This window comes from Noviherbaspirillum massiliense JC206, from assembly GCF_000312045.1.
Taxonomy (GTDB): domain Bacteria; phylum Pseudomonadota; class Gammaproteobacteria; order Burkholderiales; family Burkholderiaceae_D; genus Noviherbaspirillum; species Noviherbaspirillum massiliense.
Window position 1 is genome coordinate 928,337 of the sequence record NZ_HE978634.1, and the last position, 14,718, is coordinate 943,054.

Genomic DNA, 14,718 nt, shown 5'->3' on the forward strand with positions numbered 1-14,718 from the left:
GGGCTTTTTAGGGAACCGTCAATTACTTGATCTTGGTTTCCTTGTAGATCACATGCTTGCGAGCCTTGGGATCAAACTTCATGATCTCCATTTTTTCCGGCGTGGTGCGCTTGTTTTTCGTAGTGGTATAGAAATGACCAGTGCCTGCGGTCGATTCCAGCTTGATTTTGTCGCGGTTAGATTTCGCCATGATAGTTTCCTAGTAGTTTCCGCTTAGATTTTCTCGCCGCGGGCGCGCATATCAGCCAATACGGCATCGATGCCGATTTTGTCGATCACGCGCAAGCCGGCGTTGGAGACGCGCAGGGAAACCCAGCGGTTTTCCGACTCGACAAAGATGCGGCGGTTCTGCAAGTTCGGCAAAAAGCGGCGTTTAGTTTTGTTGTTCGCATGGGAAACATTGTTGCCGACCATCGGCCCTTTCCCGGTCACTTGGCAAACACGTGCCATATTCCACTCCTCAAAAGTTTTCCGAAATTGGAAAAACCGCGAGTATATATAAAAAAACGAAGTATTTCAACGACTTGCGGAAAATAAATGTGTCTTGAATTATCGGAAGAATTTAACATTCTAGCCGGAGCAGTTGGTCCGATCAGATCTGGCCATGCTCGGCAAAGGAATAGACATGCCGTCCCGCGATGATGAAGTGGTCGAGCACGCGGACATCCACTAACGCCATGGCTTGCTTGAGTGCCTGAGTCAAGGCGTGATCAGCCGCGCTTGGATCAGGGGACCCGGATGGATGGTTATGTGCAAGAATAATGCTCGCCGCATTGTTTCCGAGGGCGGCTTTCACCACTTCGCGTGGATGCACACTCGTGTGGGTCAGCGTGCCCCGGAACATTTCATCCGCCGTGATCAGCCGATTTCGTACATCCAGAAAGAGTACGGCAAAGCATTCGTATGGTTTGTTTGCCAAAAGAAGCTGGAGATACTGCTTGACGGCGTGGGGCGAGCTCAATGCCGCCCCCGTCCGCAGCTCTTCCGACAATGCCCGCCGCGCCAGTTCCAGTACCGCTTGCAGCTGTGCGTACTTCGCCGGTCCCAGGCCGTTCATTACTGAAAATTCGGCAAGCGTCGCCGAAAACAATCCATTCAGCGAACCGAAATGTCCGACCATGTCGCGCCCGAGATCAACTGCGCTCTTGCCGCTGACGCCGACACGCAGGAACACGGCGAGCAGTTCTGCATCCGAGAGGGCTGCGGCGCCATGCCTGATCAGCCTTTCTCGGGGACGCTGGTCTTCCGGCCAGTCGGTGATTGCCATAATGGTTCGGTGGGTTATGTGGACTGAAGGCGGCAATTTGATCACGTTTTTCGCGGCGATTATAAGCGGAAATATTATTCATTTTGCAATTCCGCGCCAACTCTCTCTGCAGCTTCTCGGGCAATGCATCGCTGTTTCGATTCCCGCCTTGCGCCTGCCGTACAATAGCGGCTGAGCAAATCAAGAGTAAATTCCCATGTCGCAAGCCACAGTCGTCACCGAAGGCGCCTACCTCACTCTCCACTATCGCATCGCATCCGTGGATGGCACGGATATCGTCAGCACATTTCAGGATAGTCCGGCCACACTCCAGTTGGGGCACGGCCAGCTGGCACCGTTTCTCGAGGAATGCCTGATGGGGTTGCCGGAAGGTGCGCATCAAACTTTCGAACTTGCGCCGGAAAAGGCCTTTGGCCCGCGCAATCCTGAACTGATTCAGCGCGTGTCCAAGGCAACGCTGGACGAAAATTCCGGGCCGGGCGAGCAGTATGTCGTTGGGGACCTAGTGGAATTTGCGGCGCCGGGCGGCGGGCGCTTTGCGGGTGTACTGCGTGAAATCAATCCTGACAGCGCCTTATTCGACTTCAATCACCCGCTTGCAGGGCAGGCGATCAGGTTTGAAGTGAAAATCATCGGCATTCTGTAAGAGAGGGGCGGTCGACTCCGCCAAATGATTGGGACGCCAACGCGGTTCAGCACTGGTCCGATGGCCGGTGCCGCCTTGCTGTCCCGATGCAAGCCCAATAGGCGGTCGAGCCATACGCCATGCTGATATCTTTTTTGATGAAAGCCCTTGAGAGGTTAGAGATGGATAAGGAAGTGTTGCTTGCCCAGCCACGCGGATTCTGTGCAGGCGTCGATCGGGCGATCGAGATTGTCGAGCGTGCTCTTGGCGAGTTTGGTGCGCCGATCTACGTGCGTCACGAGATCGTCCACAACGCCTACGTCGTTGAAGACCTGCGCAACAAAGGCGCAATTTTCGTCGAGGAACTCGATGAAGTGCCCGCTGGGAATACGGTGATTTTCTCCGCGCATGGTGTCTCCAAGGCAGTTCAGACCGAGGCCGCTGCCAGAGGCTTGCGCGTATTCGACGCCACCTGTCCTTTGGTCACCAAGGTCCATGTCGAAGTCGCAAAGATGCGGCGCGATGGTCGCGAAATCATCATGATCGGCCATGACGGCCATCCCGAGGTGGAAGGGACAATGGGTCAGGTGGAAGAGGGGATGCACCTGGTCGAAAACATCGACGACGTCGAAAAGCTGGAAGTGAAGAATCCGGACATGCTTGCCTATGTTTCGCAGACCACGCTTTCAGTGGATGACACGGCGGAGATCATCGCTGCCCTGCGGCGCCGCTTTCCCAATATCGTCGAACCCAAAAAAGGTGACATCTGCTATGCCACCACCAACCGCCAGGAAGCGGTGAAATTCATGGCGCCGCAGGTCGATGTTGTCATTGTGGTCGGCAGCCCGAACAGTTCCAATTCCAACCGCCTGCGCGAAGTTGCCCAGAAAAAGGGCACGACCGCCTACATGGTCGACAATGCATCGCAAATCGATCCTGCCTGGCTCGAGGGTAAAAGGCGCATTGGCGTCACGGCCGGCGCATCCGCACCGGAGGTGCTGGTGCAGCAAGTCATCGAGCGCCTGAAGGCCTGCGGCGTCAAGAGCGTGCGCAAGCTCGAGGGTGTCGAGGAAAACGTGACGTTCCCAATGCCGAAAGGCTTGTCGGCGGCGAAGGCGGCCTGACCAGGTGGTCAGGCCGAGCGGAGCAAGGCCTCGGCTCTCAGTCACGGTTGTTGGCCCAAGGCGAAAACGCTGCTGCAATCCCGAATGTACATGGGTGAAGTTCGACAGCCCAGCATCTTTGAGCGCGGGCAAAGGCCAAGCACAAGCAAATTGCCCGCACCACGGGAGGGCATCGCTAATCATGATGCGCCTCAACTTGTTGCACGACTCTGTTGCCGAAAAAGAGCGTCCGAGCGAATATAAAGACTTGATTTGAATAAGTTCATTACCGTTAGGTATAATCGCGCCCGGTTTGAAAAGCGTCCGCAAGCCGACGCAACACATAAAAAAGTGTTCCCACAAAAGAGATAGGAGACATGAACCATGCGCACTTCGCGCATTTCTGCGACTCGCAACGTCAAAGCCTGTCGAGATTAATGACGAACAATTAAAGTCTCTCGGCAGCCGTGGAGCATCGACCTGCATGCCGCTTGTGCAGCCGGGATTGATTCTTGCTGCGCCGTATTGAACGGGCAGCCGGCTGCAGTACCCGGACGACCTTTTATAGGGAGTAGGCAAACCTATGGATACCTTTATCCAACAAATCATCAATGGACTGGTGCTGGGCAGTATGTACGCACTGGTCGCCCTCGGATACACGATGGTGTACGGCGTGCTGAACCTGATCAACTTCGCCCATGGCGACGTACTGATGATCGGTGCCATGACTGCCGTGACGGTAATGAATCTGCTGCAGAAGGTCGCACCGGATCTGCCCGGCGTCGTCCAGTTGCTGATTGCGATTGTCTGTGCAATTCCGGTCTGCGTTATTGTTAATGTGGTGATCGAACGAGTCGCCTACCGTAAGCTGCGCAACGCCCCGCGTCTTGCCCCGCTGATTACCGCAATCGGTGTTTCGATCCTGCTGCAAACCTTTGCAATGATGATCTGGGGCCGCAGCCCGCTGCCATTCCCCCAGGTGATGCCACCCGAATCCTTCAACGTCTTTGGCGCACTGATATCGACGACCCAGGTCATGTTGCTGATCCTGGCAGCGATCGCCATGGTCAGCCTGGTGCTGCTGGTTGAAAGAACCCGAATTGGCCGTGCGATGCGGGCAACTGCCGAGAACCCGCGGGTTGCCGGCTTGATGGGGGTCGATTCCAACCGCGTCATCGTCCTGACATTTGCGATTGGCGCGGCCCTGGCGGCAGTCGCCGGCGTAATGTGGGGGGCCAACTATTCGTCGGCGCAATTTGCGATGGGCTTCGTCCCCGGCCTCAAGGCATTTTCAGCGGCGGTATTGGGCGGCATTGGCAACATCTATGGCGCCATGGTCGGCGGCATTCTCCTGGGTCTGATTGAAAGCCTGGGAGCTGGTTACATCGGCGACCTGACGAACGGGTTCCTGGGCAGTAACTATCAGGATATCTTTGCATTCATCGTGCTGATCATCGTGCTCACCCTGCGGCCGTCGGGCATCATGGGCGAGCGTGTTGCGGATCGCGCCTGAGCGCAGGGAAGAGGAGAGCCTCATGTCCACACTATTCGATATCAAACACAATCCGCGCAAGGCTTATGTCAGTTATGCGATGCTCGGCATCGTGATTCTGGCGTTTCCATTCATTGCCCAGCACTACGGCAATTCGTGGGTACGGATCATGGACCTCGCCCTGCTGTACATCATGCTGGCGCTGGGACTCAATATCGTGGTCGGCTTTGCCGGCCTTCTCGATCTCGGCTACATCGCGTTCTACGCGCTTGGGGCCTACATGACCGGCTTGCTGGCGTCGCCGCAGTTCGCGACAGTGATCGAATCCTTTGTGAACGAATACCCGGCTGTCGGCAATTTCCTGTTGTGGGCCTGCGGCCCTGAAATCGCGCAGAATGGCATTCACCTGTCGGTATGGTTCATCGTTCCGCTGGGCGCCGCGCTGGCGGCCTTCTTCGGCGCCCTGCTGGGCGCGCCCACGCTGAAACTGCGCGGCGACTATCTGGCGATCGTCACGCTCGGATTCGGCGAAATCATCCGCATCTTCATGAACAACCTGAATGCCCCGGTCAACATCACCAATGGGCCGCAGGGCATCAACCTGATCGATCCGATCCGCATCTTCGGCGTGTCCCTCTCCGGTTCGCGCGGCATGGTGAATATCGGGCCGTTCTCGATGCCGTCGGTGAACGCCTATTACTTCCTGTTCCTGGCGCTCTGCATTGCGATCATCTTCATCTCGGTGCGCCTGCAGCATTCGCGCCTCGGCCGTGCCTGGGTGGCGATCCGCGAAGATGAGATCGCAGCCAAAGCGATGGGCATCAATACCCGCAACATCAAGCTGCTGGCTTTCGGCATGGGCGCTTCCTTCGGGGGCATTGCCGGCGCCATGTTCGCCTCGTTCCAGGGCTTCGTTTCCCCGGAATCGTTTTCGCTGACCGAGTCGATTGCCGTGCTGGCAATGGTAGTACTGGGCGGCATGGGACATATTCCGGGTGTCGTGCTGGGTGGTGCCATCCTTGCGGCCTTGCCCGAGATCCTGCGCCACGTGGTCGAACCGATGCAGCGTACGCTGTTCGGGACGGTGCTGATCGAGGCCGAGGTGCTGCGCCAATTGCTCTACGGTCTCGCCATGGTGGTCATCATGCTGAACCGGCCGGCCGGACTCTGGCCCTCGCCACGGCTGGAAGACCGGATTACCGCCAGTTCCCGTTCGTCCGACGGGAAAGCGGAAGCGACTCAGCTTGCCGCCTGAGGAGTCATGATGAGCGAACAAATCATTCTCAATATCGCAGGCGTCAACAAGCGTTTTGGCGGCCTGCAGGCATTGTCGAACGTCGGCGTGCAAATCCGGCGAGGACAGATTTACGGCCTGATTGGTCCCAACGGCGCCGGCAAGACTACCTTCTTCAATGTCATTACCGGTCTGTACCAGCCTGACAGCGGATCGTTCGAACTCGCAGGCAAGCCGTATTCGCCCTCCGCGCCGCATGAAGTCGCGAAAGCCGGCATTGCGCGCACTTTCCAGAACATCCGCCTGTTCGGCGAAATGACCGCTCTGGAAAACGTGATGGTCGGACGTCATGTGCGTACTCACCAAGGCGTGCTTGGCGCCATATTGCATCACAAGGCGGCTCGCGAAGAAGAGGCGGGCATCCAGAAGCGGGCGATGGAATTGCTGGAGTTTGTCGGCATTGCCCAGTTTGCTCATCGTACCGCGCGTCATTTGTCGTATGGCGACCAGCGCCGCCTGGAGATTGCCCGGGCGTTGGCGACGGAGCCGCAGCTGCTGGCGCTAGATGAACCGGCTGCCGGCATGAATGCGACTGAAAAGCTCGCGCTGCGCGAGCTGTTGGTCAAGATCAAGGCGGAAGGCAAGACCATTCTGCTGATCGAGCATGACGTAAAGCTGGTGATGGGACTCTGCGACCGCTTGACCGTCCTGGATTACGGCAAGCCGATCGCGGAAGGCACGCCCGTTGAAGTTCAGAAGAATCCGGCGGTGATCGAGGCATACCTAGGAGGGTCGCATTAAATGAGCGAGAACATACTCAAAATCAGCGGCCTGAAGATTGCCTATGGCGGTATCCAGGCGGTGAAAGGCATTGATCTCGAGGTCAACAAGGGAGAACTCGTCACCCTCATCGGTGCCAATGGCGCCGGTAAGACCACGACGCTCAAGGCGATTACGGGCACTCTGCCCAATTGCCGGGTTGAAGGCAACATCCTGTACAACGGGCAGCCGATCAGGGGCGTGCAGTCTTTCAATCTGGTGCGTAAAAACCTGGCCATGGTGCCCGAGGGCCGTGGCGTATTTACCCGCATGACGATCCTCGAAAACCTGTTGATGGGCGCTTACATCCGGGATGACAAGGAAACGATCAATGCGGATATCGAGAAATGGTTTGGCGTGTTCCCTCGCCTGAAGGAGCGCGCTGCGCAACTGGCGGGCACACTTTCCGGTGGCGAACAACAAATGCTGGCGATGGCGCGCGCCCTGATGAGTCACCCGAAGCTGTTGCTGCTGGATGAACCTTCGATGGGCCTGTCGCCCATCATGGTCGAAAAGATCTTCGAAGTGGTACGCGCCGTTTCCGCACAAGGCGTCACCATCCTGCTGGTGGAGCAGAACGCGAAGCTCGCGCTGCAGGCTGCACATCGCGGTTACGTGATGGATTCCGGCCTGATCACGATGACCGGCAAGGGCAAGGACATGCTCGATGATCCGAAGGTGCGGGAGGCCTACCTAGGCGAGGGCTGAGCGGCACAAAGCCCTGCTGTCTTCCAAGAGAGGCCGGATTCCAAGGCACGGTAATTGCGCCAACACTTTGTGCGGCAACGGATGGCATAATTCGGAATCAACTTGGGAGACCTTTATGCAATACGCTTTCACCCCGCAAGCTGTCGCCGCCGTGCCCGTAGCCGGCCGCAATGAACTGTTTCCGGTCCATCGCATTTACTGCGTCGGCCGCAACTACGTAGAACACGCAAAAGAAATGGGGCACTCCGGCCGCGAAGCTCCATTCTTCTTCATGAAACCGGCCGATGCCGTGCTGCCCGTCCAGGAAGGCCAATTGGGCGAAATGCCTTATCCCAGCCTGACTAGTGACTTGCATCATGAAATCGAGCTGGTGGTCGCCATCGGCAAGGGCGGCAAGAATATCCCTGCGGCAGACGCACCTGGCCATATCTGGGGGTATGCCGTCGGGCTCGACATGACCCGGCGCGATCTGCAGGCGGAAGCCAAGAAGCTGGGGCGCCCCTGGTGCACGGCAAAGGGCTTCGACCACTCCGCACCGATTGGCCCGATTCATCCCGTTTCCAAAACCGGCCTGATCAATGCCGGCGGCATCTATCTGAACGTCAATGGCTCTCCACGCCAGAAAAGCAATGTCGACAAGCTGATCTGGAATATCGCGGAAACCATCGAGCACTTGTCCAAATACTATGAACTGCAACCCGGCGACCTGATTTTCTCCGGCACCCCGGAAGGCGTGGCGGCGGTCAAGAAGGGCGATGTGCTGGAGGGCGGGATCGACGCTCTGGGTACGCTGCGGGTCAAGCTGGTCTGACTCCCCGCTTTTCTCTTTCCAGGGTCGGAGGGTAAAGGCATGAAGCTCTACAGCTACTTCCGCAGTTCGGCATCGTACCGGGTTCGCATTGCGTTGAACCTGAAAGGGCTCGGCTATGAAGTCATTCCGGTGCATTTGCTGAAGAATGGTGGCGAGCAACTCATGCCGGAATACCGGCAGTTGAATCCGGACGGGCTGGTTCCGACCCTGATCGATGATTCCGTCGATCACCCCGCAGTGTTGACCCAATCACTTGCCATCATGGAATACCTGGAAGAGATGCACCCCGAGCCGCGTCTCTTGCCTGGGCAGGCGCTTGACAGGGCTTACGTGCGGGGAATTGCTCTCTCGATCGCCTGCGACATCCATCCGCTCAACAACCTGCGCGTGCTGCGGTACCTGAAGCGCGAATTGAAGGTCGACGAAGAAAGCAAGAATGCCTGGTACCGCCACTGGTGCGAGAGCGGCTTGACTGCCCTTGAGGCATTGCTGGCACGAGACCCGCGCGTGGGGCAGTTCTGCTACGGCGACACGCCCTCCATCGCTGATTGCTGCCTGATTCCCCAGATTGCCAATGCGCAGAGGCTGGACTGCGACTTGTCGCGGATGCCGACGATCATGCGCATCAACGATGCCTGCCTTGCCATGGACGCATTTGCGAAAGCTTCGCCGGCCAACCAGCCTGACGCCGAATAATCAGCAGCGGTCTTGCACTCCTTCGGGCTTCACCAAAGGCCCGCTCATCCTCCAATCCCCAGCACGTCTTATTTTCCCGTTTCAATCGGAATGTCCAAGACGAATGCAGTGGTTCTTTCGCAGCCCTTCACCTGAAAATTGAACTGAAGAAAAGCAGAGCGGTCTATTGGTCGTTTTTCATGCCGGTTTCTCCATCCGGAGTGCCTTCCATATCAGACCTACTCCTTTGTCAGACATGTTTTCCCGCTTTCCTGCTCTTTCAGCTTCCGTCGTAGTGCTTTCTCTGTTAACAAGCTGCGGCGGCGGCGGGGGAGGCGGCTCAAGCGGGAACACGGCGTCGACGACACCGGAACAACACATCCCCGTTGTTGCGACAGAATCGGCGCCTATTGGGCCGCTCGTCGATGTGGCGGCCCTCAACCTGATGCCACTCTCGCAAAATGACAGCTGGGTCTACGACATTACCGATGCCAATGGCAACCTGATCGGTGCGGGGGACAGAATCGCAGTCCAGTCTTCCACCGATGCAGGCTCTACGCAAGCTCAATTGCTCGAGGTCGAGCATCTGAATCCCGGCGGGATCACGGCCCTGGTCAAGACGGCCAATGGTGTATTCCATGACTACACTACAGATGCCGAGCTCCCTTCGGAAACGAGACAGCAGATAGGCTTGGTGCGCGAGTACGCATTTCCTACCTATGCAATAGGCGAAGCCCGGACAGTTGTTCGACAGGGCGTATGGAATGAAGACAGGGATGGAGATGGCCAGTTCGAGCAATTCCGTCTGGAATACACGCAGATTTTCCGTGGATTCGAATCCTTTGCCTTGCCCTGGAATGCGACGGTGTCGGCGGCAAGGTTTTCCAACGCGTCCCGCATGACCGTCACCAACTCCGGGAGCGGAGAAGTAAGCGGCATCGTTTTTTCGGAAGAAGCCTGGCTTGCGCAGGGTCTCGGGCCGGTGAAATTCATTCGCCACGCCGAAGATGTCCAGGGAAATACAGTCAAGAATCTGCAGACCTGGATGATCAAAACGCTTGATGTCGGCGGCCGGATCTTGCCGGAGTAAGAATTGGGAATTGGGTGCAGAGATCTGGTCCCGCCGCCGGGAATCGAACCCAGATCTAGCGCTTAGGAGGCACTCGTTCTATCCATTGAACTACGGCGAGACGCGGATGACTGAATGAATTTATAGTCACGCCCGAGATTATAGCCGAGACCCCGGGCAGAGATCATGGAATTGCAATGCAGACGGGATTCTTCCTTGCAGAAGGAAGGAACAATGGGCCGGTTCTATACCGGCCCCGGTCTCGGTACAATGCGGACTTTCCTTATCATTGTGATGCGCATGGGCCCTCATGCGCGATTTTCCCTATGGCTGTCATTTCTCTCACCAATGCGCAACTCGCATTCGGACATGTTGCCCTGCTTGATCATGCGGAATTTTCCCTTGATGCCTCGGAACGCGTTGGCTTGATCGGCCGTAATGGAACGGGTAAATCGTCCTTGCTGAAAATTATCGCGGGCCTGGCCAAGCTGGATGACGGCTTGATGGTCATGCAGCAGGGCATCAGGATTGCTTATGTGGCCCAGGAGCCGCAGTTTGCTCCCGAGGTGACGGTATTCGATGCAGTCGCTTCGGGCATGGGTGAACTACCAGTCTTGCTCGCGGAATACAACGAACTGGTGGGAAAGCTCGGCGAGGGCGAGGATGAAGCGGTCATGGAGCGCATGCATGTGATCCAGGCCAAGCTGGATGCGGCGGATGCATGGAATCTTTCCAACCATGTCGAAACCACGCTGGCGCGCTTGAACCTGGACAAAGATGCCTTGATGGGCACACTGTCAGGCGGAACGCAGAAACGTGTCGCTCTGGCTTGCGCACTGGTCAGTTCTCCTGACGTATTGCTGCTGGACGAACCAACCAACCATCTCGACTTTACTTCCATCCTTTGGCTGGAAGGGCTGTTGCGCGAGTTCAAGGGCAGCGTGCTGTTCATTACCCACGACCGCTCTTTCCTGGACAACGTTGCCACGCGCATCGTCGAACTGGATCGCGGGCGCCTGCTGTCCTTCCCGGGCAACTTCAGCGCCTATCAGACACGCAAGGCGGAGCAGCTCGAGATCGAGGCGGTCGAGAACGCGAAGTTCGACAAGTTCCTCGCACAGGAAGAGGTATGGATTCGCAAGGGCGTCGAAGCGCGGCGCACCCGCAACGAAGGCCGGGTCAGGCGGCTCGAAGAGCTGAGGCGCACGCGCTCTGCGCGTCGCGACCAGCAGGGGCAGGTGAAGCTGGATGTGGCGGCTGGCGAACGCTCGGGCAAGATCGTTGCCGAACTGGCGGATGTCAGCAAGCGCTACGGTGAAAAAATCATCGTGAAGGATTTCAGCGCAACGATCCTGCGCGGCGACAAGGTGGGCCTGATCGGACCGAATGGCGCCGGCAAGACCACGCTGCTGAAGCTGATACTTGGCGAAGAGAAGCCTGATTCCGGAACCGTCAAGCAGGGCGCGCGGCTACAGATTGCCTACTTCGACCAGATGCGCGCCCAACTGAATGATGAGGCGAGCCTGGCCGACACGATTTCGCCAGGCAGCGACTGGGTGGAAATCAACGGCCAGCGCAAGCATGTGATGACATATCTAGCGGATTTCCTGTTTGCGCCGGAGCGCGCACGTTCGCCGGTGAAATCGCTGTCGGGCGGTGAACGCAACCGTCTGCTGCTCGCGCGGCTGTTCGCCAAGCCGGCCAACGTACTCGTGCTGGACGAACCGACCAACGACCTGGACATCGACACCCTGGAATTGCTGGAAGAACTGCTGAGCGAGTACAGCGGCACGGTGTTCCTTGTCAGCCATGACCGCACCTTCCTTGACAACGTGGTGACTCAGGTAATTGCTGCCGAGGGCAATGGATTGTGGCGCGAGTATGTCGGCGGCTACAGTGACTGGGAACGGACGCGGCCGCAACCGAAAGCGGCCGAGCCGGCAAAGGGAGCGGTAAAGGCGGAGGCGAAGCCGGCGCAAAAGGAAACGCAGGCAGCGCCCCCAACCAGGCAAAAAAAGCTGAGCTACAAGGAGCAGCGCGAGCTGGAAACTTTGCCGGGCCTGATTGCCCAGCTGGAGGAGGAGCAGAAGACGATTTCGGAACGGCTTGCCGACGCCGATCTATACCGGCAGCAGCCGGAGGAAGTGCAGCGCCTGAACCAGCGTTATGCGGAAATCGATGTGCTGCTGCTGCAGAGCCTGGAGCGGTGGGAAGAGATTGAAGCGCGCAGCAAGGCGTAGCGCCGATCAGTTCAAGCGTTTGCAGGCTTCGCGCAATTCTGGCAATTTGCTGCGCAGGAGTTCCGCGTCAGAGGCATAGGGGCGCTCGGCAAGATAGGCTTCCAGATCCAGCAAGGCCGCCTGCGGGCATTCGAGGTTGGCATATGCCAGCCCGCGATCGCGCCGTTCGGTGATTTCGTTGGGTAGCAGAATCACGAGGCGCTGCTGTACACCCAGCAGTCTTTGCCAGAGCATGTGCTCGACGAACAAGGCTTTAAGGTTGCGCAGCATGCGCGCCAGAATTTCGCGCGGGCGCGCCGATTGCAGGTAGGTGCCAAGGGGAATGTCGCCGCCGGCATAATGCTGCTGCTCGAAATACGGCTCCAGCCGCTCTTCCAGTTCTTCCCGTGACAGGCTGGCGCCGTTGAAAGGGTCAATCACGATGTCCCCGGCCTGTATCGACAGCTTCATCAGGAAATGGCCCGGGAACGAAATGCCCTTGATGTTCAAGCCGATTTGCTGGCCCAGTTCCATGTAAAGCACGGCAAGCGAAATCGGAATGCCGCGGCGCGTGCTGAGAACCCGGTGCAGGTAGCTGTTGTCCGGATCGTAGTAATCATTCACGTTGCCGGCAAAGCCAAGCTCGTTGTAGAAGAAGTGGTTCAGCAGGCGCAGTTTCTGCACACTGGAAGCGTCGGCTGCAAGGCGCCGCCGCAGTCGGGCGGCAAGGATGTCGACTTCTGCCTGGGTCGCTGCAAGATCGAGTTGCGGGTCGGCATCCTGCGCGATTGCCAAGGCCGCCTCGAACAAGGGGATGGAATCATCCTGCTGAACGAGCGAAGCGAAGTAATCGAGAGCTTTGATCTCCATATGAAGACCATAATATAACCATGTCGCCCGCAACGAAAGGGCGGACGGTCATCGAGTTCGATGAGAATCAGGAGGCAATCCGCTTGAAGTCCCTGAGGCGGAAGCCCATGATGAACAGGGCTGCGAAATAAACCGCTCCGCAGGCAGCCATGACGAAGGCAAGTGCGCCTACGCGCATGAGCGGATGGGCACGTAGGGCTATCCAGTCGAAATGTCCGGCTGTCCACAGAGCGGTTCCGGCAAGCAGGAACAATGCACCGGTCAACTTGATCAGGAACAAGCCCCATCCTTGTTGTGGCTTGTAAATGCCGCGTCTGCTCAGCCCCCAGTAAAGCAGACTTGCATTAAGGCAGGCTCCGACGCCGATCGATAGTGCGAGACCCGCGTGTGCAATCCAGGGCACGAACAGCAGGTTCATGACTTGTGTGGCAATCATCACGAGAATCGCGATTTTCACGGGCGTCTTGATGTCCTGTTTCGCATAGAAGCCGGGCGCGAGAATTTTTACCAGAATTAACCCGATCAGACCCACGCCGTAGGCAATCAGGGAGCGACTGGTCATTGCGACGGAAAGCGCGTCGAACTTGCCGTAATGATAGAGCGTCGTCGTAAGCGGCACGGACAAGGTTGCCAGTCCGACTGCAGCTGGAAGTGCCAGCAGGAAGGTCAGGCGCAAGCCCCAGTCGAGCAGGGCGGAGTACTCTCCCGCGTCGCCCTCGGCATGTGCCTTGGAAAGGCTGGGCAAGAGGATCGTGCCCAATGCAACTCCCAGCAATGCAGTTGGCAATTCCATCAAGCGATCCGCATACCCGAGCCAAGACACGCTGCCATTTTCCAGGTGCGAGGCAATGTTCGTGTTGATGATGATGCTGAGTTGCGATACTGACACTGCAAACGTAGCTGGCACCATTTGCTTCAGAACCCGCCGTACTCCCGGATCGGCAATTGCTGCTCGAACATTCCAGCTGATGCGCGGAAGCATGCCTATCCGGCGCAGGGACGGAAACTGAATGGCCAGTTGCAATGTGCCGCCAACAAATACTGCAATGGCAAGTGCGTAAATCGGTTGCCGCATATGCGGTGCGAGGAACAGCGACGCGGCGATGAAGGACAGATTCAGAAGGACCGGTGTAACGGCAGGGATCTTGAACTGGCGCCAGGTATTCAGGACGCCGCCTGCCAGCGCCACGAATGACATGAAACCGATATAAGGGAACATGATCCGCGTCATCAGCACTGAGGCATCGAATACGCGCGGCTCGGATTTGAAGCCGGTTGCAATCAGGTAGACGACGAGGGGCGCAGCCACAATGCCGGCAAGACAGGTCAGGACCAAAGCCCATGCGAGAATGGTGGCGACGTGGTCGACCAGCTTTCGAGTTTCCGCTTCGCCCTTCTGGTTCTTGTATTCAGCCAGTATGGGAACGAATGCTTGCGAAAAGGCGCCTTCGGCGAAAAGGCGGCGCAACAGGTTGGGAATGCGGAAGGCGACGTTGAAGGCATCAGTGTATGCCGATGCGCCGAAAGCCCGTGCGATCAGAAGCTCCCTTACCAGCCCCGTCACGCGCGAAATCATCGTCATGCCGAAGATCGCGGCAAGCGTTTTATGCAGATTCATGGGGCGCAATTATAGCCGCTCGGCTGCTGCAGATGATGGTGGGCAAGCGGGACGATGGCGGGAACGCCATGTCGGCGCGCGTGTTCGCGGGGCAGTTGGGGTAGGTTGCGCAAGGTTTGCCCATTTTTCAAAAAGCCGTTATAATTCACGGCTTTAAAAAATTCTGTTTCGTAATCTGCATAAGCAGGCGAATCCCGTCTTAGGAAAT

General features: G+C 57.5%; 15 protein-coding genes and 1 tRNA gene. 10 read left to right on the top strand and 6 right to left on the bottom strand.

The window, feature by feature from the left end:
- Positions 1-22: 22 nt before the first annotated feature.
- The 3 genes from rpmG to radC form a co-directional block, all read right to left on the bottom strand.
- Positions 23-190, bottom strand: coding sequence for a 50S ribosomal protein L33 (gene rpmG / locus HGHM_RS04705; RefSeq protein WP_019140358.1), 168 nt, complete (start codon positions 188-190; stop codon positions 23-25).
- Between the two features lie 23 nt (positions 191-213).
- A complete protein-coding gene (rpmB, locus tag HGHM_RS04710) occupies positions 214-450 on the bottom strand; it encodes a 50S ribosomal protein L28 (protein ID WP_026075705.1) in 237 nt (78 codons plus the stop codon).
- A 142-nt stretch (positions 451-592) separates the two neighbouring features.
- Complete coding sequence (radC, locus tag HGHM_RS04715; protein ID WP_019140360.1) at positions 593-1,267, bottom strand: RadC family protein; 675 nt, start codon at positions 1,265-1,267, stop codon at positions 593-595.
- A gap of 196 nt (positions 1,268-1,463) precedes the next feature.
- On the opposite strand from radC, the gene HGHM_RS04720 reads away from it, so the two are divergent.
- The 9 genes from HGHM_RS04720 to HGHM_RS04760 all read left to right on the top strand — a co-directional run bounded on the left by HGHM_RS04720 (position 1,464) and on the right by HGHM_RS04760 (position 9,824).
- Positions 1,464-1,913 (top strand): FKBP-type peptidyl-prolyl cis-trans isomerase, encoded by a 450-nt coding sequence (locus tag HGHM_RS04720; RefSeq protein ID WP_019140361.1) that lies wholly within the window; start codon positions 1,464-1,466, stop codon positions 1,911-1,913.
- Positions 1,914-2,074: 161 nt separating this feature from the next.
- Positions 2,075-3,016 (top strand): 4-hydroxy-3-methylbut-2-enyl diphosphate reductase, encoded by a 942-nt coding sequence (gene ispH, locus HGHM_RS04725; protein WP_019140362.1) that lies wholly within the window; start codon positions 2,075-2,077, stop codon positions 3,014-3,016.
- Positions 3,017-3,578: 562 nt separating this feature from the next.
- On the top strand, positions 3,579-4,508 hold the full coding sequence (locus tag HGHM_RS04730; RefSeq protein WP_019140363.1) for a branched-chain amino acid ABC transporter permease: 930 nt from the start codon (positions 3,579-3,581) through the stop codon (positions 4,506-4,508).
- A gap of 22 nt (positions 4,509-4,530) precedes the next feature.
- On the top strand, positions 4,531-5,742 hold the full coding sequence (locus tag HGHM_RS04735) for an ABC transporter permease subunit (protein WP_019140364.1): 1,212 nt from the start codon (positions 4,531-4,533) through the stop codon (positions 5,740-5,742).
- A 9-nt stretch (positions 5,743-5,751) separates the two neighbouring features.
- Positions 5,752-6,522, top strand: coding sequence for an ABC transporter ATP-binding protein (locus HGHM_RS04740; protein WP_026075706.1), 771 nt, complete (start codon positions 5,752-5,754; stop codon positions 6,520-6,522).
- Entirely contained in the window at positions 6,523-7,248 is a 726-nt protein-coding gene (locus tag HGHM_RS04745) for an ABC transporter ATP-binding protein (protein ID WP_019140366.1), read from the top strand.
- A 115-nt stretch (positions 7,249-7,363) separates the two neighbouring features.
- A complete protein-coding gene (locus HGHM_RS04750; protein ID WP_019140367.1) occupies positions 7,364-8,059 on the top strand; it encodes a fumarylacetoacetate hydrolase family protein in 696 nt (231 codons plus the stop codon).
- A 39-nt stretch (positions 8,060-8,098) separates the two neighbouring features.
- Positions 8,099-8,755 carry a maleylacetoacetate isomerase gene (maiA, locus tag HGHM_RS04755; protein WP_019140368.1) on the top strand — a complete coding sequence of 219 codons (657 nt, stop codon included), beginning with the start codon at positions 8,099-8,101 and terminating at the stop codon, positions 8,753-8,755.
- A 424-nt stretch (positions 8,756-9,179) separates the two neighbouring features.
- Positions 9,180-9,824, top strand: a complete 645-nt coding sequence (locus HGHM_RS04760) for a hypothetical protein (RefSeq protein ID WP_154652075.1) — start codon at positions 9,180-9,182, stop codon at positions 9,822-9,824.
- A 25-nt stretch (positions 9,825-9,849) separates the two neighbouring features.
- Here the strand turns inward: HGHM_RS04760 and HGHM_RS04765 are convergent.
- Positions 9,850-9,924: transfer RNA gene (locus tag HGHM_RS04765), tRNA-Arg, on the bottom strand.
- A 205-nt stretch (positions 9,925-10,129) separates the two neighbouring features.
- Here HGHM_RS04765 and HGHM_RS04770 point away from each other — a divergent pair.
- On the top strand, positions 10,130-12,043 hold the full coding sequence (locus tag HGHM_RS04770; RefSeq protein WP_019140370.1) for an ATP-binding cassette domain-containing protein: 1,914 nt from the start codon (positions 10,130-10,132) through the stop codon (positions 12,041-12,043).
- Between the two features lie 6 nt (positions 12,044-12,049).
- On the opposite strand, the gene HGHM_RS04775 is transcribed toward HGHM_RS04770, so the two are convergent.
- Both HGHM_RS04775 and murJ read right to left on the bottom strand, forming a co-directional pair.
- Positions 12,050-12,892: a SirB1 family protein gene (locus HGHM_RS04775; RefSeq protein WP_019140371.1), complete on the bottom strand. Its 843-nt coding sequence runs from the start codon at positions 12,890-12,892 to the stop codon at positions 12,050-12,052.
- Positions 12,893-12,959: 67 nt separating this feature from the next.
- Positions 12,960-14,510 carry a murein biosynthesis integral membrane protein MurJ gene (murJ, locus tag HGHM_RS04780; RefSeq protein WP_019140372.1) on the bottom strand — a complete coding sequence of 517 codons (1,551 nt, stop codon included), beginning with the start codon at positions 14,508-14,510 and terminating at the stop codon, positions 12,960-12,962.
- Between the last annotated feature and the right edge of the window lie 208 nt (positions 14,511-14,718).